We start from the raw sequence: 19,195 nt of genomic DNA, 5'->3' as shown, positions 1-19,195 counted from the left end.
GTCTGGGCGAAGACGGCCCGACGCACCAGCCGGTAGAGCAACTGGCGAGCCTGCGCGTGACGCCGAACATGAGCACCTGGCGTCCGGCGGATCAGGTAGAAACCGCGGTGGCGTGGAAATACGCCATCGAGCGTAAGGATGGCCCGACAGCGCTGATCCTGTCGCGTCAAAACCTGGCCCAACAGGCACGCACCGCGCAGCAACTGGCGGACGTGGCGAAAGGCGCTTACGTGCTGAAAGACAGCGACGGCCAACCGGATCTGATCCTGATTGCTACCGGTTCAGAAGTGGAACTGGCAGTGACGGCTTACGACGTGCTGAGCGCGCAGGGTCACAAGGTACGTGTGATTTCCATGCCGTCCACCGATGCATTCGACAAGCAGGATGCGGCCTACCGTGAAGCGGTGCTGCCGAAAGCGGTGAGCGCACGTGTGGCGATCGAAGCGGGCATTGCAGACTACTGGTACAAGTATGTCGGCCTGAACGGGGCGATAGTGGGCATGACGAGCTTCGGCGAATCGGCTCCGGCGGAAAAATTGTTCGAGGTGTTTGGCTTTACGGTGGATAACGTGATGGCAAAAGCCAGCGCGCTACTGAAATAAGTCTCAGACTGCGGATAAAAAACCACTTCGTGCCTTTGTCATCCTCGGCGAAAGCCGGGGATATCGGTGAGAATGAACGCGTTTAGCCTGTCAGAGATTCCCGCCTGCACGGGAATGACGAGGGTGGGCAGGAGGTTGGTTTCAAAAGACTTGTTTACAAGTCTTGAGTACTTAGGATGCACACCACCCCCGTAGCTGCGCATAGTGCAGCAGCATGATGGTTTTCCCATCGCAAATACGCCCATCTTTGATCATCGCCAGCGCGTCAGTAAACGGCAGTTCGATAACCTCAATGTCTTCATCTTCCACGCCACCGCCGCGTGCCAGACGTTGGGAAGGCGCGTATTCTGCGGCAAAAAAATGCACCTTTTCCGTCACGCTACCGGGCGACATGTAGGCTTCAAACAGTTTTTCGACCTGCTCGATACGGTAGCCGGTTTCTTCCATGACTTCCTTACGTATGCACGCTTCCGGTGACAACTCATCCAGCAATCCCGCGCAGGTTTCCAACAGCATTCTGCTCTCATTACCGTTGAGGTAAGTCGGAATACGAAATTGGCGCGTCAGCACTACCGTCTTTTTATCCCGGTTATAGAGCAGAATGGTAGCACCGTCGCCTTTGTCATAAACTTCGCGGCGCTGTCGCACCACACCGCCGCGTTTACGTTGGAGATCGAACGTGTAGTTGTGCAGCACATACCAGTTATCGGACAGCAGTTTCTTTTCAATGAGCTTTATGGGAGACGACATCACAACACTCCATCACGCGCGAACACACACGGCTGACTTAACGAAACTCCTGATACAGATGCTCACCGCGAAAACCGATACGACGCGATAGCGTGAGTGCCGCCGTTGAGATCAGTGAACCCAGCTCGGCAATGCGTTCAGGGTTATCTTTTACTTTAGGAAACAGGCTGGCAATACTCAGCGCCGCTTGCACTTTACCTCGTGCGTTATAAATAGGTGCCGCGACACAAAAGACTTCCGCGTTATGCTCACGATCGTCAATCACGTAGCCGCGCTGGCGCGCTTCGTTCAGCACGCCGAAAAAAAGCGCTTCATCCGTCACGGTAAAGGGGGTAATCGGCTGCAAACCGCCGGTTTTATCGAGAATGGCTTTGACCTGTTCATACGGCATGGTCGCCAGCAGCGCCTTGACAAACCCAGTACAATAAAGCGGGTTATTGGAACCGATGCGCGCAGACGTGCGCACTGATGCAGCACTCTCCACTTTATCCAGATACACCAGCATACCGTCGTTTTCCATCGCCAGGAACGAGGTTTCCTGCGCGCTGGCAGCCAGTTCTTCCAGCACGGAACGTGCGGCTTCATGAAACGGCGTTTGATCGAGATAAACCCCACCAGTCTGGAACAGTTTAAGCTCCAGACGGAAAGATTTGACACGGGGATTGGCGATTTCAAGGTAGCATTTATCCACCAGAGTATAAATAATATCGAAGGTGGTGCTTTTCGGTATGCCTAACTGAGTACTGATTTCCGTTATGGTTAACTCATCCCGCGTTCCTGCTACCAACTCCAGCATATCCAGCGCTCTGGCCACCGAGAGATTGATTTTTTCCACGCCATCCATCCCCATGCATTCGCTTGCGCGGGATTATACAAGATAACCATAGCGGTAAGAAAAAATAAAAGTGCTCGATAAGGGCAACCCGCGTTGATAATGCGGCAGGCAGCCTTTATCGGAAGATGATAGTTAATCAGAGAGGATAACAAACTTCATCTGGCTTTTTATTTTCCCGGAAACGAGTAATAAAGGTCTGTGCCAGATCGGTTAACTGTTGCCACGCCTGCTCAGCCACTAACGTTTTATTGATCAGTTCGCTACCCACCCCAACGGCAAATGCACCAGCCTGTGCAAAGTCAGCGACATTATTCAGCGTCACGCCGCCAACAGGAATGATGGAGAGATTGTTGAGCGGCCCCTACAACTCCTTCAGATAGTTGACGCCCAGGCCGTTGGCTGGGAACAGCTTCAGCAAATCGACGCCCATGCAGCACGCCTGCAATATTTCTGACGGCGTGGCGACGGCCGGGATCATCAGCTTCTGCTTTTCATGCACCATGCTGACCACCTGCGGATTAAAATCCGGTGCCAGCACAAAATTGGCGCCCGCATCCATCACCAACTGCGCCATTACCGGATTGATAACGGTTGCTGCACCGATCCACATCTTATCGCCCAATTCCACCGTGATCGCTTCAATACTGCGCAGATAACCTGACGTGTTGCAGGTCACTTCCAACACGCGCACGCCGCCATCGTAGAGCGCGCGTGCCACGGGGATCACCTCCTCGGGTTTTGTCCCTCTGACAATCGCGATAATGCCCGTTTCTTCTATGGCGTGAATCACTCGGTGCTTAATCATTGATAACCTCTAACCCTTTAATTAACTATTAAATCGACTGCAACAAACGGGGAAAAAGGCGGCGCGAGGCCGCCTTCACTGCGATCATGCATTAGCGACGATCGGTTTTCTGACGATGAACCAGTAGCATGAGGCGGCACAGCCAGCGATGATCCTGCCGCTGACAAACGCCATAGTGTAAGAACCGGTGGCATCGGCGATCATGCCGATCACCAGCGGTGAGAGTGAACCGGCGAAGTAACCGCCGAAATTCTGGACACTGCCCACGGAGGCCACCATGGATGCCGGAGCGACATCACCCGGTAATGCCCAGCCGGTTGCAGAGAGCGCCGAGAGCAGCGCCATGGCAATCACCAGCAGGGCCAGCGTACCAGTCAGGCTGATCGCGAACGGAATAGCCACGACAGCAACGCCTGCCAGCAACGCGGATACGCTGATGGTGACGCGTTTGGCAACCAATAAATCACTGAATATTTCTTTTTCCATCAACCATTTGGACAAATATCCGCCGCCAATGGCCCCGACGATACCGCCGAAGTAAGGAATACTGGCGTGGATACCCAACGCTTTAAGCTCGATGTTCTGGGTTTTCATCAAATAGAGGGGCAGGAAGGTGGTGAAGATATTCATCATCCACACATAGCAGAACCAGCCCAAAATCATGCCCCACACGCATTTGTACTTAAACAACCCGCCCCAACTAATGGTGACCTCACTGTTGCCCAGTTTTTCTGCGGTACCGCCGCCGCCTTCTTTAATGTAATCCAGCTCTTCTTTGCTCAGCGTCGGATGTTTTTCCGACTGATGGTAAGCAAAGAGGAAAAACACCAGGAAGATCAGATCAATACCACCTGCGATAAAGAACAGAGCACGCCAGCCGAACGGTACAATGATGGCAACCAGAATCGGCGGAGCAATGGCTGGACCCCATTTGGACGCCGCATCCCAGAAGCCGGTTGCCAGTGCGCGTTCTTTTTTCGGGAACCAGGACGCGGTGATTTTCGCTGCCCCCGGCCAGCACGGCGCTTCCGTAATACCCAGGATACCGCGCGCAAACAGTAGCGTGGTCAGGTTGCTACAGGCACCGGTCAGCATGGTGGCACCGCTCCACAGGCCGATAGCCCAGCTGTAGACCTTCTTCGGCCCAAATTTATCGACCAGCCAACCGGAAGGTAACTGGCACATGGCGTAAATCAGTGCAAATACGGATCCCATCAAACCAATATCGTTATTGGTCAAGTGCAGATCTTTCATCATGTCGAGCGCGGCAATGGATAATGCCGCGCGATCGAGATAATTGATAATGCCGCCAATTAATAACAAGAAAACGACAAACCACCGCTTCTTGCCGATTTTTTTACTCGCGGCATCGGTATTAACCAGAGTACTCATCGTGATATTCCTATAATAATACCTGTAGGGTAAGAGGTAATGACATTCTTCCTTCTGCCTGCTAACAGGCGGAATGTTCGTTAAATAATTTTCCTGACCCGGGCAATTTCCAATGCACCTAAGCCAGATAGCGACGGCTGATTATCATCAATCACCACCACATCGCCGGTAAAAAAGGCATCATCCTTAATTAATATTTCAAAGGCGTTCTTTAATATTTTCTTGCCGCAAATCACTAACGTGGCATCTGGGAAGATATTCAGCGCTTTGCTGTTTTTGATCGCGAGAATATCCGTTTGTAATACTGCATCGAGCAAATAGTTCGCCTTTTGGTTATCACTCAGTGAAGCGAACATATCGAGAATGCGCACCGAGAAGCAGCTGCGCGCCAGACCGACGGCGGCACAATCACGCGCGCCTTGCAGCAGATACTGCGCTTCTACTTCATTGGCGAACTGGTGTTTCAACGAACTGGCCAGAATGGTGCGTTGAGTAATAACATCCAGCAACTCACCGGCAATGGTGGTTACGCAGCGTTCAATGCGATTATCCGCATCGACTTTAATGAATTTGGAGTGGGAACCCGGCTGGATAATCAGCGCCGGGCCACGAATATCCAGCGCGGCAATGGCACCGATGGTTTCCACTTCCTCACCGCGCATCACATCCATTTTTTCAACGTTTTCCGGCGCAACCGCACCGTCGTTGTTGCGAATGCCGGGAACAAACCAAATCGGCTGATCGCTCACTTCGAGAATGACCTGCTGCACCATACCCGCCGCCAATTCGTTGATGCCTGCTGGTGCCACAACGTGCGGGATCTCACACAGGCCAACATTGGAGGTGATCATGCCAGCAGAAAGGTAGGTCACTTTAGCTTCCGGCGGTAACGCCGCCTGTGCCAGCGCGGCCTGAACCGCAACCTGCACGCCCCGCGTCAGGGTTTCTTTGCTGCCAGTGATGGCTGTGTCGCGCACGCCAACCGCCTGGCTGGCTCAGCAATAATACGGTTATCCTGCCAAACAAAAACGCGCGTGTTGGTGGTGCCAGTATCAATCGTAACGGAATACATGTTTCTCTCCTGCCCTTAACCCTGTGGCCCCAGTTCAACGCGAGCGGCGATATAGCCCGCGCCCTCCACCACCAGTCTGTCAATCTCGTCCCGCGCGGTGATAAGCGTCGTTGGGCGCGTCAGACCGAGCACGTTTTTCATCATGTGCTGGTAGATATGGCAGCGCTGCGCGTTGCCGACAAAAATCATCTCACTGTTCAGGTCAAACCCTTGCTGCTGGGCATCGGCAAACAGTTTCATGTCATCAGCTGCCATCGCCGCCTCACAGAACAGCTTGCGCTCCGACGGTTGGGTATCCAGTGAGAATTGAATAAAGCGGGTCAGTAGAATGGTGCGCAACAGACCGCTTTGCTGCACGCTGCGGTAGGCCGCATCGGCAATCTGCTCAGAGAAACAGTCAGGTTGGGGCTCGGCACTTTTGACGCTGGAACCGATAAAGGTCTCTTTCAGAACAGCGGCATACACCTGACCGCTCAGCGACGTCATGTTGCCCGCCAGTCTTCCTTGCGCATCAATGTGAATCAGCTTGGTGGTCGATCCCAGCTCAATAATGGTGCACGGCAACGCAGGCTTATGGCGGCTCAACACGCCAATCGCCCCACGCATCAAATCCAGCGATGTGATCCCTTCCCAACCCCCCTTGCCAGCCGCATTTTTAATGCCGGGAATAAACACCACGGGAATATCAATCGGGAAAATGGCCGGATCGCGATACTGGCGGGCAAAGGTCGCAAGATCATCGATGTTGACCGGAGCGGTCAGGTGCGGGATCTCTACCAGCCCCAGGTTAGAGGTGATAATCCCTGAAGCGATGGCAAAACACACATCGTTGAGAGTCAGGCTTTCCTGCGCCAGCAGTTGTTGAAAACCAGCGGCAATACCTTCTTTCAAAGCGGCATTATTACCGGTCGCTGCCGTGCTGTTTACCCCGACAGGAATTTCATTTTTACTGATTACCGCCTGATCTTTGATCAGATAAAGGCGGGTATTGGTAGAACCGCAATTAATAACCACAAATATAATCGTTAGCCTCTTATTGTCACAATATTTATAACAGCCATCAAAAATAGGGTACAGAAGTCCTCTGACGAAAAAATCTCATCAGTCGGAATAGCTTTTTATTGTCTGGTGCGGATTGCTATTAATTACACTTCGCACCAGATAAATAAGCGTTTATCTCTGGTGGATAACGCACACGAAATTACAAGCAGCCCTGATAAATTTCCCGAATCTTTTCTCCGTCTGGTACACGTGGATTATTCGACAGCACGACTTTCATGGTGGTTAATACATTATTAATCAACCAATCGAAGTGCTCTTCTTTAACGCCCAATTGCGTCAGTGTCGGCACCATATTAATGCACGTCAGGAATTGATGAACCGCCACCACACTGCTTTCTGCCGCCTGTTCCTGGCTCATGTCACGCGTATCGATCCCCATGGCTTTGGCGATAGCAGCAAATTTCTCCGATGCCGCAGGCCAGGTATATTCCATAAAGGGTTTGTAAATGGCCGCGATACCTTCCGCGTGCACCACATCTAACAAACCGCCCATCGGGTGCTGCAACGCGTGCGGCAACGTGGTGCCAGCGCAGTCAATTGCCATGCCCGCCAATGAGCTGGCCAGCGTGACGTTCTCCCAGGCGGCCACATTGGTGACATCTTCATAGACCAGTGGCAGGTTCTGCGCGATCAACTCAATCGCACGCAGGGACAGAATTTCGCTGAACGGCGTGGCATTCTTGGAAATGTAGGATTCCAGCACATGGAACAGTACATCGGCTCCCGGTCCGGCGATCACTCGTTTTGGCAGGGTCAGCATCAATTCAGGATCGATAATGGCCGCCTTCGGGTAGATGAGGGGATTCACCAGGCCTTTCTTGTCGTTGGTTTCCGGGTTGGTGAATACCGCGGTGCGGTTAGCTTCACTGCCGGTACCTGCCGTCGTTGGGATGAGGATGATCGGCAACGCGTGGGTGCCGACTTTACGACCAAACACGTAATCCCAGATGCTACCTTCATTAACCGCAGAAAAGGCGATCCCTTTCGCCATGTCCATCGCGCTGCCGCCTCCAAGACCGATCACCAGATCGCGTCCTTCATCGTTCGCGACCTGCGCCCCTTCAGCCACCAGCGTGGACAACGGGTTCTGCATAAAGCGATCGTAAACCGCAAATGTGACGCCCGCTTCCGTCAGCGATTGTTGCACCGCCTGCAACTGCCCGGTGGGCTTGGAGCTGTCTGACGCCACCAGCAGTGCCTTTTTACCGTAAGGACGGGCAATGTCGCCCACTTGCTTGTGTCGCCCTAATCAAAAATGAAATTTGACGGGATTACTGTAATCAAAAGCTGGCATCTCTCACCTCTTTCCGTTCGCATATGCGAACACTATTCGTATTGATGATCCAAATAATAGAGATGAGGAAAAATGAGCGCTAGCCTTTTGATAAAAAAATGGACTGCCATCACATTTATTGTGACGACAATCCGTTAGACGTGAGAAATATTATATTGCGTTAGCTGAGGAAAAACGTGCTGATCAGCAGATAAGCATTGAGAGAAACCAAAACAATGGCATTACCGGCGTTCTGTACCCAACGACCATTGACCATGCATCCCATCAACGCCCGATTTCCGGTAAACGCCAGCAAAGGCACCAGTGCCAACGCAATACCGAAGCTGAGCAGCACCTGACTCAGCACCAACACGCGAGTGGGCTCCATGCCAGACATAATCACAATAAATGAAGGCAGCATGGTGACCGTGCGCCGCACCCACAGGGGAATATGAAAATGGATAAACCCTTGCATCACCACTTGGCCAGCCAACGTCCCCACGACGGTCGAAGAGAGCCCCGCAGCCACCAGGCTTAAGCCGAAAATAGTCGCCACGGCCTTCCCTAACAGTGGATCGAGGGTGAGATAGGCACGTTCCAGATCGGCGATATCCTGATTGCCGCTAAAATGGAACGCCGCCGCCGCGGTAGCCATCATTGCCAGATTGACGAATCCTGCAATGGTCATCGCCACTGCCACGTCGATTTTGGTCGCAGCATAGCGTTCGGCACGGGTGTGGTCTTCGCCCTGCTGGGCCAATGACGAGTGCAGGTAAATCACATGGGGCATAATGGTGGCCCCCAACACCCCAGCAGCTAGTAGCACCGCGTCCGAGGTGGGCAACTGCGGCACCGCCATGCCACGCACCAGCGAGGCCATTTCAGGACGCGAGAAGATCAGTTCGACAATATACGCGGCAGCGACAAACAGCAGCAGCCCGCCGATAATCATCTCCAGCGGCTTTTGACCACGCTATTGCAGTGCCAGAATCAGGAAGGTCGCAATACCGGTAAGGATCGCGCCCTCAAGCAGCGAAACCCCTAACAGCAACTTAAAGCCAATGGCAGCACCGATAAACTCGGCCAAATCGGTTGCCATGGCGATGATCTCAGCCTGCACCCAATAGGCCCACACCGCAGGGCGAGGGAAACGATCGCGAATGTGCTCTGCCAGATTTTTCCCGGTGGCAATCCCCAGCTTGGCAGAAAGCAACTGGATCAGCATCGCCATCAGGTTGGCCCATACCACCACCCACAGCAATTGATAGCAGTAGTCCGCCCCCGATTGAATATTGGTGGCAAAGTTACCCGGATCGATATAGCCAATCGCCGCTGTAAATGCTGGCCCCATCAGGGAAAGCTTAAGCTTCCTTGACGTGCGGCTGGCAGTCTCTATCACTCGGCTTCCCGGCATACAATGACCCTTTATTACCTCTATAATGATTCACTCTGTCATTAATAATAATGATTATCAAATGCATTTAGAGTGGTAAAACAGATTGCTGTAATAGCTAAAAGCAACATAGTTAGCAGGGATATCCGTTTAGCCTGATAGGTTAACGATTACCTCTCTGCCTGCACGGCCCCAAACACGCGCGCATCGCTAGAAATGTGATCCGCGCCATATTGTTAACAAAATATAAACAAAAAAAACCAAGGTAAAGTCACTTGGGGTTTTTATTGATTTCAATTTGTTACGCCTGCCCTCATGGCACGCGCGAGTCGCTCAGGGAAATCAGCCCTTCGCTTTGGAAACGGCAACCATGGCGGGACGCAGCAAACGACCGTTCAGGGTGTAACCTTTTTGCATCACCATCATTACTGAATTTGGCGCATGGTTGGCCGATTCCAGCATGGTCATGGCCTGGTGCACTTCCGGATTAAACGGCACGTTCACGTCACCCACCACCTCGATACCAAACCTGCGCACGGCATCCAGCAGCGATTTCAGCGTCAGTTCCACACCCTCAATCAACGAGGCAAGGGACTCATTGCTGCGATCGGCAGCATCGAGCGAACGCTCGAGGTTATCAATCACTGGCAGCATTTCACCCGCAAATTTTTCCAGCGCAAATTTATGCGCTTTTTCCACGTCCATTTCAGCGCGACGGCGGATATTGTCCGTTTCGGCACGCGCGCGCAGCACGGTATCGCGCTCACGCTGCTGTAGTTCGTTCAGTTGCGCTTCCAATTCGGCAATACGTTCATCACGCGGATCGGCGACGTCTGTCGTTGCAGGTTCCACTTCCGCATGTTGCCCCTGTGCCGCTTCCATTTGATCTACGACTTGCTCGTCAGGCGACTTCTGTTCTTTACTACTCATGAAATTCTCCGCGGTTTTAGCATTCATCTCGCTTGTTCGCTTATTATGGGGATGAAAACCGGGGATTCAAGAGAAGTAGTCACATATACCGACAGATTTCGTGATACCGGGCGGCTCAGGGTAAGGAAAAGCATAACGATGACGAAACAGTTCAATTGCATTGGCATTGTGGGCCATCCGCGCCACCCCACGGCACTGGCGACGCATGAGATGTTGTATCACTGGCTGAACAGCAAGGGCTACCAAGTCATGCTGGAGCAGCATATTGCCCACGAGCTAAACCTGCCCGATGCGTTGACCGGCAGCCTGTCGGAAATCGGCATGCAAGCCGATTTGGCCGTGGTGGTTGGCGGCGATGGCAATATGCTAGGTGCCGCTCGCGTGCTCTCTCGCTATGACATTGATGTGATTGGCGTCAACCGGGGAAATCTCGGCTTCCTGACCGATCTCGATCCCGATCAGGCGCAACAGCAGCTTACCGAGGTGTTGGAAGGGCGCTACCTGAGCGAACAGCGCTTTATGCTGGAAGCGCATGTTTGCCGTCGCAATCAGCCTGACAGCACTAGCACGGCGATCAATGAAGTGGTACTACACCTCGGAAAAGTCGCCCATATGATTGAATTTGAAGTCTATATTGACGATCGTTTCGCCTTCTCCCAACGCTCGGACGGCCTGATTATCTCAACGCCTACCGGTTCCACCGCTTACTCGCTTTCCGGTGGTGGCCCCATCCTGACACCGACACTGGATGCCATCGCGCTGGTGCCGATGTTTCCCCATACGCTTTCAGCGCGCCCACTGGTGATAAACAGCAGCAGCACCATCCGCCTGAAGTTTTCTCATATCATACACGATCTGGAGTTAAGCTGTGACAGCCAGATAACCCTGCCGGTACAGGAAGGAGAAGAGGTACTGATTACTCGCAGCCAATACTCGCTAAATTTGATACACCCAGAAAATTACAGCTATTTCAATACGCTAAGCATAAAGCTGGGGTGGTCGAAAAAATTATTTTAAAATTTCGTGCTGGCTACTTTACTGGTTAAAAAACGGTATTATACTGTATTTAATTACAGTCTGCTGTTACATACAGGAAGGTGATTCATGCTGGCGCAACTCACTATCAGTCATTTCGCTATCGTGCGTGAGTTAGAAATTGATTTTCAATCAGGTATGAGCGTTATTACCGGCGAAACCGGCGCGGGCAAATCTATCGCGATTGACGCATTGGGCCTGTGCCTAGGCAACCGTTCTGACGCCAGCATGGTGCGTCCCGGCGCACAGCGTGCCGACATCTGTGCCCGTTTCGCCCTCAGCGATACCCCTGCGGTAAAAGCATGGCTGGAGCAAAACCAACTGGATGACAGCAACGAGTGCCTGCTACGCCGGGTGATCAGTGCAGACGGGCGTTCACGCGGGTTTATCAATGGCACCGCCGTGCCATTATCGCAGTTGCGTGAGCTCGGCCAGCACCTGATCCAACTGCACGGACAGCACGCTCACCAATTGTTGCTCAAACCTGAACACCAACGTCATCTGCTGGATGCCTATGCCGACGAACCGCAACTACTTGCTGCCATGCAACAAATCTGGCAGCAGTGGCACCAAAGTTGTCGCGATCTGGCACAGTTGCAACAAGCGAATATCGAACGTGAGGCACGCCGCGAACTGTTGCAATACCAGCTCAAAGAGCTGAAAGAGTTTGCCCCACTGCCCGGTGAATACGAACAAATTGACTTCGAATACAAACGGCTGGCTAACAGCGGTCAACTGCTGTCACTCAGCCAGCAGACATTGCAGTTGCTCAGCGAAAACGACTATCAGAACATCATGAGCATGCTCCACAGCGCAAAGCACCAACTCGGCGAACTCGTTACTATGGATGAAAAACTGGGCAGCGTGCTGAATATGCTGGAAGAAGCCAGCATTCAGATCAGCGAAGCCAGCGATGAGTTGCGCCACTACAGCGAACAAACGGATCTCGATCCGACCCGACTCTATGAGCTGGAGCAGCGCTTATCCCGCCAAATGGCGCTGGCGCGCAAACATCACGTCGCCCCAGAAAACCTGCCGGCATTCTACCAGCAACTGCTGGATGAACAGCAGCAACTGGCAGAACAAGAGAGCAACCACGCCGCGCTCAGCCTGGCCGTTAGCGAGTATCACCAACAGGCTCTGCACGCCGCGGAACAGTTACATGCCCGCCGTCAACACCAAGCGCATGAATTGTCTCAGTTGATTACGGCACAGATGCATGAACTCGCCATGCCGCACGGACATTTCTCCATTGAAGTAGAGTTTTCGCCAGAGCGCCTGACAGCCTATGGCGCAGACAGCATCACGTTTCTGGTCACGACTAACCCGGGTCAACCGCATCAGGCTCTGGCGAAGATCGCCTCCGGCGGTGAACTCTCCCGTATCGCACTGATTATTCAGGTGATCGCTGCGCGTAAAATGGATACCCCAGCGCTAATTTTCGACGAAGTGGATGTGGGCATCAGTGGCCCGACCGCAGCAATTGTCGGCAAAATGCTGCGTCAACTCGGCACATCCACACAGGTGATGTGTGTCACCCACTTACCGCAAGTTGCTGGCTGCGGCCATCAACACTTCTTTGTCAGCAAACATATCGATGGTGCAGCTACTGAAACGCTGATGCAACCGCTGGACAAACGCGCACGGTTGCAAGAGCTGGCCCGTTTGTTGGGTGGCAGCGCAGTCACCAAAAACACATTGGCGAACGCTAAAGAGTTACTGTCTGCGTAAAAACAGCATCAGGCATCGCGAGCCATGGCTAATTGAGTGCGTTTTACCGTTGTTACCGTTAGCGTTCAGACAAAAATAATCAACTTTTTTGCATTCCGGTGGTCATACAAGCGCCTTGCCGGTTTTCAAGACAGGCAAGGTCTATTATCATCGGCAACCTATGCTCTTAAGGAATGTATTTACTATGCGCTGTAAAACGCTGACCGTCATCGCCGCGATGGTTGTTATGCTGACCGCCGGTTGTTCTACGCTGGAAAGACTGGTTTATCGTCCAGATATCAACCAAGGGAACTATCTGACACCGGCTGATGTGGCAAAAATCCACACCGGTATGACCAAGCAACAGGTTGCCTATACATTGGGTACGCCGATGATGCAAGACCCCTTTGGCAGTGACACCTGGTTCTACGTTTTCCGCCAGCAACCCTGGCATGAGGCGGTAAAACAGCAAACGCTGACACTGACCTTCAGCCAAGATGGCATTTTGACCAACGTGAAAAATCAACCGACGCTGAATTGATAGTGAAGCGGTGATCAGAGCACGCATAATAAGGCACAGAATGTGCCTTATTTTTTGGAACGCTCCGCGCGCTGACGGCGCAATTCTTTAGGATCGGCAATCAACGGACGGTAGATCTCTACGCGATCGCCCTCAGTTACTGCGTCCGTCAAACGGGCCGACCGGCTAAAGATCCCGACTTTGTTAACCTGTAAATCGATATCGGTAAGCAATGTCAGCAACCCTGAGGCGACAATAGCCTGCTCCACCGTTGCGCCCTCTTCCACCGTCACGGACCGCACATACTGACGTTCTGGCAGCGCATAAACCACATCGACACGGATTTCAGGCACGGTATACCTCTTTGGCGCGTAAGGTGAAGGCCTGCACCATATTACTTGCCAATTCTTTAAACACCTTGCCAAAGGCCAGTTCGATCAACGCATTGGTGAACTCAAAATCAAGATGCAGTTCCACCTTGCAAGCATCGGCACTTAAAGGAATAAAGCGCCAATCGCCACTCAGTTGACGGAACGGGCCATCAACCAACTGCATACTGATGCATTGGCTCTCGGTAAGCGTATTGCGCGTGGTAAAGGTTTTGCTGATCCCGGCTTTAGAGACATCGACAGCGGCCGTCATTTCTTCAGCATTGGCAGCAATGACGCGGCTCCCGGTACAGCCAGGCAGAAACTGGGGATAGGAGGCGACATCATTCACCAACTGGTACATTTGTTGCGCGCTGTAGGACACCTGTGCAGAGCGACTAATCTTGGGCATGGCTTTTTCCGTATTACTTCAAACGCGCGGAATAATAGCACCGATGGCCCGGATGGTAAAAATTCTGAGGCGACGATCGCCCCCCTTCCTCAACGTGCGTTCACTGATGCGGCAGTGATGTCTTTCCCTTTAACATCCGGTATAATGACGACACTATGACAAAGAAAAAAGCTTATAAACCCGGCTCCGCCACCATTGCGCAAAACAAGCGAGCTCGCCACGAATACTTCATTGAAGAAGAGTTCGAAGCGGGATTGGCGTTGCAAGGATGGGAAGTAAAATCACTACGCGCAGGTAAGGCCAACATCAGCGACAGCTATGTACTGTTGCACAGTGGTGAGGCTTTTCTGTTTGGTGCTACCTTTCAGCCACTACTGGCCTCGTCAAGCCACGTGGTTTGTGACCCTAAGCGCACCCGAAAACTGTTGCTGAACAAGCGTGAGTTGGATTCGCTTTATGGACGGGTTAATCGTGAAGGTTACACCGTGGTTGCGCTTTCGTTGTATTGGAAGAACGCCTGGTCAAAAGTGAAGATTGGTGTTGCCAAAGGAAAGAAAGAGCACGATAAGCGTTCAGATATCAAAGAGTGCGAGTGGCAAACGGACAAGGCGCGCATCATGAAAAACGCCAACCGCTAACAGTGGATTAGGGTGTCACGGTTCTGTTATACTACTGAAGTACTTGGGGCTGATTGTGGATTCGACGGGATTGTGTAGCCTTAGGAGCATGCCGAGGGGCGGTTTGCCTCGTAAAAAGCCGCAAAAAAATAGTCGCAAACGACGAAAACTACGCTTTAGCAGCTTAATAACCTGCTCTGAGCCCTCTCTCCCTAGCCTCCGCTCTTAGGACGGGGATCAAGAGAGGTCAAACCCAAAAGAGATCGCGTGGATGCCCTGCCTGAGGTTGAAGCGTTAAATCCAATCAGGCTAGTTTGTTAGTGGCGTGTCTGTTCGCAGCTAACCGGCGAATGTAAAGACTAGACTAAGCATGTAGTGCCGACGGTGTAGTAATTTCGGACGCGGGTTCAACTCCCGCCAGCTCCACCAAAATTCTCCATCGGTGATTACCAGAGTCATCCGATGAAGTCCTGAAAGCCCGCTCGGCGCAAGCCCTGCGGGCTTTTTTGTGTCCATCATTGTCCGAGGATATCCAGCCAAATCCGATGACTATTGGCCTAAGTTTAGGCCCACGCTATTCTATAAGCCTAAAACGTGGGCCTAAAAATAAGGATAAGCGCCTGCCAAGAATCACGCGGCCATTGAACCACACCGAAGTGAGCAAAGCCCGCCCGAAGGAAAAAGAGTTTAGCCTGCACGATGGTGATGGCCTGTTTTTGCTGGTGAAAACTACCGGCAAAAAACATTGGCGCTTTCGTTACCTGCGACCGGGGACAAAAACCGGCACCACACTCGCGTTAGGCAACTACCCTGCCCTGTCACTGGCCGATGCACGGGCAATGCGCGACGAGAAACTGGCGCTATTGGCAAAAGGCATCGACCCACAAGAGTCAGTCGCTAAAGAACAGGAATAAGCGCAGATCGCCGTTGAGAGCCTATTTAGCAATGTGGCTAAAAGCTGGTTTGAGGTAAAGAGCAACACGGTAACGCCCGATTACGCCAAAGATATCTGGAGATCGCTGGAGAAAGACATTTTCCTCGCACTGGAAAACGTCCCGGTGCAGTACATCAAAACCCGGCTGTTTATCCAGACACTGGAACCCATCAAAGCGCGTGGCGCATTGGAAACCGTGCGACGACTTGTGCAGCGTATCAATGAGATCATGATTTTCGTGGTTAACACCGGCTTGATTGACGCTAACCCGGCGTCGGGCATAGGTATGGCATTTGAGAAGCCCAAGAAGCAGAACATGCCAACGCTACGGCAGGAAGAACTGCCTAAACTGATGCGCTCCCTTTCTATGTCTAACCTGTCGTTACCTACGCGCTTTTTGATTGAGTGGCAGTTATTAACATTGGTACGCCCGGCGGAAGCATTTGGCACAAGGTGGGAAGATATCGATCTGGAAGCGAAGCTATGGACGGTTCCCGCTGAACGGATGAAGGCCAAGCGTGAGCACATTGTACCGATGTCGCCGCAGGCGTTGGAAATTCTGGATATCATGCGCCCCATAAGCGGCAACCGTGAGCATGTGTTTCCCAGCCGTAACGATCCTAAGCAGGCTATGAATAGCCAGACGGCAAATGCTGCTATAAAACGGATTGGATATGGTGGTAGATTGGTTGCTCATGGATTACGTTCCATAGCCAGCACCGCGATGAATGAAGCGGGTTTTAACCCTGATGTGATTGAAGCTGCTTTGGCTCACTCGGATAAAAATGAGGTTCGGCGGGCTTATAATCGCTCGACTTACCTTGAACAACGCATAAGTCTTATGGAATGGTGGGGGAATTCCGTCTTTAGACATCACCGACATATGCAAGAAAAATAGCGTAGACTCCACATTAAAGGAACATTATATGCCAAATAACTACCATCAATACATTGAAGATGTTAGTGATGATATCAAAACATGTCTTGAGGGCATGGGATGCCAACCAATACTTTTTGTAGGCTCAGGACTAACAAAAAGATATCTCACAGTCCCCAATTGAGAAGAGTTATTAAAACAGCTTGCTACTGAATGTCCCAACATAGATAAAAAATTCGCCTATTACAAACAGAAATATCCTGAGTTGATTGATATTGGAAGTGTATTCTCTGATGCTTATAATGAGTGGGCATGGGGGGACGGTGAAAAGGAATTCCCACCTGAATTATTTGAGGCCGGAAATGAACCAAGAATTTACTTCAAACATAAGATATCGAGTATTTTTAACTTACTCATACAGGATAATAAGATTATAGGTCATGGCGAAATTGATCTTTTAAGAAAAATACATCTACACTCAATAATCACTACAAACTATGATCAATTATTAGAGTCAATATATCCCGAATTCACCCCTATTATAGGCCAAAAGATCTTATACGCTAATCATGGTAGTATCGGTAAAATACTTAAAATTCACGGTTGTTGTTCTACACCTGAAAGCATCATCATTAATAGTGATGATTATGGTGATTTCATAAAGAAAAAGAAATATTTAAGTGCAAAACTTCTAACGCTTTTTGCAGAACACCCTCTTATCTTTATAGATTATAGCGCTGAAGATGAGAACATAAAAAATATTTTATCCGATATTGATGAACTACTTTCTGAAAATGGTGAAATTATACCTAACATATATACTAGAATGGATTGATAAACAGAACGATAATGAATACCCACGCCGAGAGCGATTGATTCAAGCATCTGCAAATAAGAGCATTAGGATAAAAAGCATAGTTGCAAATGACTTCTCTTGGGTCTTCTCAGCATTTGGTGCAAATAGAGCACTTGATAATATAAACCCTAAATTATTACGAGCCTTACTTGCTCGTACCTATGACCTTGTAAGAAGTGATATTCCAAGAAACCCGGTACAGGTAGATTATCGAGTTTTATCAAATATTAGCGAATCAGAAGGAGAATTGGCAAAACTATATGGGATAGCTACGTCTTCAGATGGGATGGCTTTTAATGCCAGTTATCCTTACACATTGACGGCACTGGGCCAGACTCTCGGTTATAAAGGCTGGCATGATGCTAACAAACTATTAGAAACAGTAAAAAACATTACAGGTGTAAATATCAAAACCTTTGATAACAAATATCATTATGCTATTATGAATGGAGATGAAATCCAATCACATAGGTACTCAAATTACCTTCGTGAACTTTTAGAGAGAGTCAGAGATGGAGCAGAGTTTGACTTGGGAGTAAAAGCTCCGTGATTTTATTTATTATCACACATGATTACGAAAAATAATCTTGGCATTTAGATTATGCTAAGCCTTGCAAAGAAAATATCGTTGATTTTAATATTTTTATCCTTAGGCACTGGAATTATAACATATCACGAATCAACCAGATTTACTTTGTGTGTCAACAAAATCTAGCAAGCCGGTGCTGTTGAAACACATATAAAAAAAGCCAAGTAGAACATTTCAAAGCAAGGCTGGTAACTAGAGATATTCCTTTCATTACTTAGCTGGTTAACCCATAACTCGCCTCTGAATGTTCACCATAAGTCTAATAAAAGTTGTACTTATCCATTTACTAAAGACTATAATATGTCTTATACCCTTTTATTAAACCAATCAATAACATCTTTTTCAAAGTTACTACTTCTAAAATACCGATACTCATTAAAAAATTTTTTCTCTTGATGAGTTCCTTTTGTTTTAATTATTTTCATTTCAGCTCTTTTTTCAACTTTATCAGCTAAGAACAACCCCCACTCATCATCAAAAATTGAAATATTATTATCTATATCATCCACCTCACCTACTGGGAACATCTGATTATATGCATATAACTTTGCATACAAATCTTTTCTAATTAAATTGAAATTAAATTCATCCTTACTATTCAATATCCCTCGCCATAATTTAACATACAGATGATAACCAATATTGAATCTATCAAATGATTCATTATTAAATTTAAAAAACGAAAAATCATTTTGCTGAAACAATTTCTTCCTGAATTCAATATTAATGTATCCATTTGATGAGTAATATATTCTAAAAAATAAATTTCTTTTCAATATTTGATATTTACCAACATATCCATTAGATAAACCATCTGAAAATTCACCACGTTTTCTTTCATATAGAATTCCATATCTATCAAAAACTACTTTTTGTATTTTTTTATGTACTTCATCATTGAAGAACTTATCCGCATTTATAACTGGCGTCTGCTTGTTTGTGACGTTTGAAATGTCACCAACTAATTTTAATTTACTGTCATCATCAATATCATCCATTAATGTTATTATTTTTAATAAAACTTCTTTTTCTTTGAAAACATCTTCTGCACCATTTTCTTTATATTCATCGTAAATCCTGCTTAATGTATAAGATGTTTTGTAAGCACACAGGTTTTAGTTCCACGCACTTTTTGAGATTTCCGGGTTTTCAGCCATCAGCCG

General features: G+C 49.6%; 17 protein-coding genes, 1 other RNA gene and 4 pseudogenes. 9 read left to right on the top strand and 13 right to left on the bottom strand.

Features of this window, described 5'->3' with window-relative positions:
• Window positions 1-602, top strand: a 602-nt coding sequence (locus tag CS369_RS08275; RefSeq protein ID WP_280514748.1) for a transketolase C-terminal domain-containing protein, incomplete at its 5' end; no start/stop codon positions are given.
• A 171-nt stretch (window positions 603-773) separates the two neighbouring features.
• On the opposite strand, the gene nudK is transcribed toward CS369_RS08275, so the two are convergent.
• The 10 genes and pseudogenes from nudK to grpE all read right to left on the bottom strand — a co-directional run bounded on the left by nudK (window position 774) and on the right by grpE (window position 10,114).
• Window positions 774-1,352 (bottom strand): GDP-mannose pyrophosphatase NudK, encoded by a 579-nt coding sequence (nudK, locus tag CS369_RS08270; RefSeq protein ID WP_196906717.1) that lies wholly within the window; start codon window positions 1,350-1,352, stop codon window positions 774-776.
• A gap of 37 nt (window positions 1,353-1,389) precedes the next feature.
• Complete coding sequence (locus CS369_RS08265) at window positions 1,390-2,202, bottom strand: IclR family transcriptional regulator (protein WP_196906716.1); 813 nt, start codon at window positions 2,200-2,202, stop codon at window positions 1,390-1,392.
• A gap of 121 nt (window positions 2,203-2,323) precedes the next feature.
• Window positions 2,324-2,992, bottom strand: a pseudogene (locus tag CS369_RS08255) (bifunctional 4-hydroxy-2-oxoglutarate aldolase/2-dehydro-3-deoxy-phosphogluconate aldolase).
• Window positions 2,993-3,076: 84 nt separating this feature from the next.
• The gene (locus CS369_RS08250; RefSeq protein ID WP_196906713.1) at window positions 3,077-4,384 is read right to left on the bottom strand and encodes an MFS transporter; all 1,308 of its coding nucleotides are present in this window, start codon (window positions 4,382-4,384) and stop codon (window positions 3,077-3,079) included.
• An 80-nt stretch (window positions 4,385-4,464) separates the two neighbouring features.
• Window positions 4,465-5,361, bottom strand: coding sequence for a 2-dehydro-3-deoxygalactonokinase (locus CS369_RS08245; protein WP_196906712.1), 897 nt, complete (start codon window positions 5,359-5,361; stop codon window positions 4,465-4,467).
• Window positions 5,322-5,456 carry a hypothetical protein gene (locus CS369_RS24555; protein WP_280514747.1) on the bottom strand — a complete coding sequence of 45 codons (135 nt, stop codon included), beginning with the start codon at window positions 5,454-5,456 and terminating at the stop codon, window positions 5,322-5,324. Before CS369_RS24555 ends, CS369_RS08245 begins: the two co-directional genes overlap by 40 nt.
• A 15-nt stretch (window positions 5,457-5,471) precedes the next feature.
• Complete coding sequence (locus CS369_RS08240) at window positions 5,472-6,470, bottom strand: 2-dehydro-3-deoxygalactonokinase (RefSeq protein ID WP_196906711.1); 999 nt, start codon at window positions 6,468-6,470, stop codon at window positions 5,472-5,474.
• A gap of 187 nt (window positions 6,471-6,657) precedes the next feature.
• A pseudogene (locus CS369_RS08235) lies at window positions 6,658-7,752 on the bottom strand (iron-containing alcohol dehydrogenase); the annotation flags it as partial.
• A gap of 220 nt (window positions 7,753-7,972) precedes the next feature.
• Window positions 7,973-9,205 (bottom strand): annotated as a pseudogene (locus tag CS369_RS08230) (Nramp family divalent metal transporter).
• A gap of 321 nt (window positions 9,206-9,526) precedes the next feature.
• Window positions 9,527-10,114, bottom strand: a complete 588-nt coding sequence (grpE, locus tag CS369_RS08225; RefSeq protein ID WP_196906709.1) for a nucleotide exchange factor GrpE — start codon at window positions 10,112-10,114, stop codon at window positions 9,527-9,529.
• A 138-nt stretch (window positions 10,115-10,252) separates the two neighbouring features.
• On the opposite strand from grpE, the gene nadK reads away from it, so the two are divergent.
• The 3 genes from nadK to bamE all read left to right on the top strand — a co-directional run bounded on the left by nadK (window position 10,253) and on the right by bamE (window position 13,400).
• On the top strand, window positions 10,253-11,131 hold the full coding sequence (nadK, locus tag CS369_RS08220; protein ID WP_196906708.1) for an NAD(+) kinase: 879 nt from the start codon (window positions 10,253-10,255) through the stop codon (window positions 11,129-11,131).
• Window positions 11,132-11,218: 87 nt separating this feature from the next.
• Window positions 11,219-12,880, top strand: a complete 1,662-nt coding sequence (gene recN / locus CS369_RS08215) for a DNA repair protein RecN (RefSeq protein ID WP_196906707.1) — start codon at window positions 11,219-11,221, stop codon at window positions 12,878-12,880.
• A 184-nt stretch (window positions 12,881-13,064) separates the two neighbouring features.
• Window positions 13,065-13,400, top strand: coding sequence for an outer membrane protein assembly factor BamE (bamE, locus tag CS369_RS08210; protein WP_196906706.1), 336 nt, complete (start codon window positions 13,065-13,067; stop codon window positions 13,398-13,400).
• Window positions 13,401-13,447: 47 nt separating this feature from the next.
• Here the strand turns inward: bamE and CS369_RS08205 are convergent, their stop codons facing one another.
• Together CS369_RS08205 and CS369_RS08200 are read right to left on the bottom strand one after the other, a co-directional pair.
• Window positions 13,448-13,732 carry an RnfH family protein gene (locus CS369_RS08205; protein ID WP_196906705.1) on the bottom strand — a complete coding sequence of 95 codons (285 nt, stop codon included), beginning with the start codon at window positions 13,730-13,732 and terminating at the stop codon, window positions 13,448-13,450.
• Window positions 13,725-14,159 carry a type II toxin-antitoxin system RatA family toxin gene (locus CS369_RS08200; RefSeq protein WP_196906704.1) on the bottom strand — a complete coding sequence of 145 codons (435 nt, stop codon included), beginning with the start codon at window positions 14,157-14,159 and terminating at the stop codon, window positions 13,725-13,727. Before CS369_RS08200 ends, CS369_RS08205 begins: the two co-directional genes overlap by 8 nt.
• A 155-nt stretch (window positions 14,160-14,314) precedes the next feature.
• On the opposite strand from CS369_RS08200, the gene smpB reads away from it, so the two are divergent.
• The 5 genes and pseudogenes from smpB to CS369_RS23390 all read left to right on the top strand — a co-directional run bounded on the left by smpB (window position 14,315) and on the right by CS369_RS23390 (window position 17,993).
• Complete coding sequence (gene smpB / locus CS369_RS08195) at window positions 14,315-14,797, top strand: SsrA-binding protein SmpB (protein ID WP_196906703.1); 483 nt, start codon at window positions 14,315-14,317, stop codon at window positions 14,795-14,797.
• Between the two features lie 45 nt (window positions 14,798-14,842).
• Window positions 14,843-15,205: a transfer-messenger RNA gene (ssrA, locus tag CS369_RS08190) on the top strand.
• A 191-nt stretch (window positions 15,206-15,396) separates the two neighbouring features.
• Window positions 15,397-16,608 (top strand): annotated as a pseudogene (locus CS369_RS08185) (integrase domain-containing protein).
• Between the two features lie 244 nt (window positions 16,609-16,852).
• Window positions 16,853-17,422 carry an SIR2 family protein gene (locus tag CS369_RS23395; RefSeq protein ID WP_244664896.1) on the top strand — a complete coding sequence of 190 codons (570 nt, stop codon included), beginning with the start codon at window positions 16,853-16,855 and terminating at the stop codon, window positions 17,420-17,422.
• 37 nt (window positions 17,423-17,459) lie between these two features.
• Complete coding sequence (locus tag CS369_RS23390; protein WP_244664895.1) at window positions 17,460-17,993, top strand: hypothetical protein; 534 nt, start codon at window positions 17,460-17,462, stop codon at window positions 17,991-17,993.
• Window positions 17,994-18,337: 344 nt separating this feature from the next.
• Here the strand turns inward: CS369_RS23390 and CS369_RS08175 are convergent, their stop codons facing one another.
• Window positions 18,338-19,108, bottom strand: coding sequence for an AIPR family protein (locus tag CS369_RS08175; protein ID WP_244664897.1), 771 nt, complete (start codon window positions 19,106-19,108; stop codon window positions 18,338-18,340).
• Window positions 19,109-19,195: the final 87 nt, after the last annotated feature.

Origin of the sequence: Candidatus Symbiopectobacterium sp. 'North America' (assembly GCF_015762685.1) — a bacterium.
In the GTDB taxonomy this organism is placed as follows: Bacteria; Pseudomonadota; Gammaproteobacteria; order Enterobacterales; family Enterobacteriaceae; genus Symbiopectobacterium.
Note: the sequence above shows the minus strand (reverse complement) of the source record. Positions and strands in the feature narration are given on the sequence as shown.

Bases quoted from the DNA above. Each gene is read 5' to 3' on its own strand.
- nudK (WP_196906717.1), bottom strand. From the start codon at position 1,352: ATGTCGTCTCCCATAAAGCTCATTGAAAAGAAACTGCTGTCCGATAAC.
- CS369_RS08265 (WP_196906716.1), bottom strand. From the start codon at position 2,202: ATGGGGATGGATGGCGTGGAAAAAATCAATCTCTCGGTGGCCAGAGCG.
- CS369_RS08250 (WP_196906713.1), bottom strand. From the start codon at position 4,384: ATGAGTACTCTGGTTAATACCGATGCCGCGAGTAAAAAAATCGGCAAG.
- CS369_RS24555 (WP_280514747.1), bottom strand. From the start codon at position 5,456: ATGTATTCCGTTACGATTGATACTGGCACCACCAACACGCGCGTTTTT.
- grpE (WP_196906709.1), bottom strand. From the start codon at position 10,114: ATGAGTAGTAAAGAACAGAAGTCGCCTGACGAGCAAGTCGTAGATCAA.
- nadK (WP_196906708.1), top strand. From the start codon at position 10,253: ATGACGAAACAGTTCAATTGCATTGGCATTGTGGGCCATCCGCGCCAC.
- recN (WP_196906707.1), top strand. From the start codon at position 11,219: ATGCTGGCGCAACTCACTATCAGTCATTTCGCTATCGTGCGTGAGTTA.
- bamE (WP_196906706.1), top strand. From the start codon at position 13,065: ATGCGCTGTAAAACGCTGACCGTCATCGCCGCGATGGTTGTTATGCTG.
- CS369_RS08200 (WP_196906704.1), bottom strand. From the start codon at position 14,159: ATGCCCAAGATTAGTCGCTCTGCACAGGTGTCCTACAGCGCGCAACAA.
- smpB (WP_196906703.1), top strand. From the start codon at position 14,315: ATGACAAAGAAAAAAGCTTATAAACCCGGCTCCGCCACCATTGCGCAA.